The sequence below is a fragment of the Deinococcus sp. genome, from assembly GCF_030523985.1.
Lineage (GTDB): Bacteria > Deinococcota > Deinococci > Deinococcales > Deinococcaceae > Deinococcus.
Genome location: NZ_JAUNHK010000195.1, coordinates 1 through 2,161, shown reverse-complemented (window position 1 = coordinate 2,161; position 2,161 = coordinate 1). Strand labels below are relative to the sequence as shown.

At 65.2% G+C, this 2,161-nt stretch carries 1 protein-coding gene; it reads right to left on the bottom strand.

The annotated features are described in order from the left end of the window. Entirely contained in the window at positions 1–1,974 is a 1,974-nt protein-coding gene (tkt, locus tag Q4C89_RS14870; protein ID WP_303103401.1) for a transketolase, read from the bottom strand. Positions 1,975–2,161 lie beyond the last annotated feature (187 nt).

Here is a 2,161-nt window from a genome sequence, read left to right as displayed (position 1 = left end):
TTACAGCGCTTCCTTGACCACCTTCACCACGTTGTCCACGCTGAAGCCGAACTTCTCGAACAACACCTTGGCGGGGGCCGACGCGCCGTAGCCCTCCATCCCGATCACGGGGCCGCCCAGCGTCCACTCATACCAGGGCTGCTTGCTGGCGGCCTCAATGGCGACGCGCCTGACGCCAGGGGTCAGCACGCTGTCGCGGTAGCTGGCGTCCTGTTCGCGGAAGACTTCCATGCAGGGCATAGACACCACGCGGGCCGCCACGCCTTCCTCGGCAAGCTTGGCGGCGCTGTCCAGCGCGAGGCTGACTTCGGAACCGCTGGCAATCAGAATGACCTGCGCGTTCTCCGCGTCACGCACGACATACGCACCTTTCTTCACGCCGTCATGGTTCTTGGGCAAGATAGGCAAATCCTGACGCGAGAGGGCCAGCGCGGTGGGGCCTTTGTCGTATTCCAGCGCCATCGCCCACGCAGCGGCGGTTTCGTTGGCGTCGGCGGGGCGGATGACGTGAGCGCCAGGCACGCTACGCAGCATCGCCAGTTGATCAATTGGTTGGTGGGTCGGGCCGTCTTCGCCCAGGCCGATGGAGTCGTGGGTCAGCACATAGGTCACGGGCTGCATTTGCAGGGCGCTGAGGCGGAAGGCGGGCTTGAGGTAATCGGCAAACACCAGGAAGGTGCCGACCAGCGGGCGCAGGCCACCGTACAGGCTCAGGCCGTTGCCCGCCGCCGCCATGCCGAACTCGCGCACGCCGAACAGCACGTTGCGGCCTGCCAGCTGACCCGCCTGCATTTCGCCGCCGTCCTTGATGGTCGTTTTGGTCGAGCCGCTCAGGTCGGCGCTTCCGCCCATCAGCCCAGGCACTGCCGCCGCCAGCGCGTTAATCACTTCGCCGCTGGCGTTGCGGGTCGCCACCGCTTTGCCGCCTTCCTCGTAGGTGGGCAGCAGTTCCATCAGATTGGCGGGCAGTTCGCGGGCCAGCAGCGCGTCCACTTCCTTGCCGAGTTCGGGGTGCGCGGCGCGGTAGTCCGCCATCCGTTTTTCCCAGTCGGCTTCCAGTTGTGCGCCCTTGGCACGGGCGTTCATATGCGCGGCGACTTCGTCAGGCACGGTGAAAGGCGGGAATTCCCAGCCCAGCGCCTTCTTGGTTTCCGCCACGCCCTCAGCGCCGAGCGGCTCGCCGTGTGCCTTGCTGGTGCCCGCGCGGGGGCTGCCGAAGCCGATGACCGTGCGAACCTGAATCAGCGTAGGGCGCTCGCTCTGGGCACGGGCCTGCTCGATGGCGGCCCCGATTTCGTCCAGGTTGTTGCCGTCGTCCACCTTCAGCACGTTCCAGCCGTAGGAGCGGAAACGGGCGGCGGTGTCTTCCGATTCGGCCTTGTCGGTGGGGGTGTCCAGCTGAATCTGGTTGTCGTCGTGCAGCCAGATGAGCTTGCCGAGCTTGAGGTGGCCCGCGAGCGCGGCGGCTTCGTGGTTGATGCCTTCTTGCAGGTCGCCGTCACCCAGGATGCAGTAGGTGTGGTTGTCAAAAATGGCAAAGCCTTCGCGGTTGTAGCGGGCGGCGAGGTGCGCTTCGGCCATCGCCATGCCCACCGTCATCGCTGCGCCCTGCCCGAGCGGGCCAGTCGTGGCGTCCAGCCCCTTGGTGTGGAAGAACTCGGGGTGCCCGGGGGTGTGGTAGCCCCACTGGCGGAAGTTTTTGAGGTCTTCCAGCGTCATCTGGGGGTAGCCCGTCAGGTGCAGCAGGCTGTAAATCAGCATGGAAGCGTGGCCCGCCGACAGAACGAAGCGGTCACGGCCCGGCCATTCGGGGTGCTGGGGGTTGTGGCGCAGGAAGTTCTGCCACAGCACGTAGCCCATTGGGGCCATGCCGAGCGGCGCACCGGGGTGGCCCGAGTTGGCGGCCTGCACCGCGTCGATGGCGAGGGTTCGGATGGTATTGACGCTCAACTGAGCGAGGTCTGAAGAAGACATGCCGACAGTGTAGGCGGTGGGAACACGCGCCGACGCGGGCTGAATGGACACCAAAGAAAAACGCCCACTGGGGGCGCACTTTCAGACAGAGAAAAAGGAGGGTGTCGAATCTTCACCGGGCCGAGCTACAGATGCACCCACGGCATCTTCATTCCGGTGAAAACAGAATACGCCGGAAGCATAATTG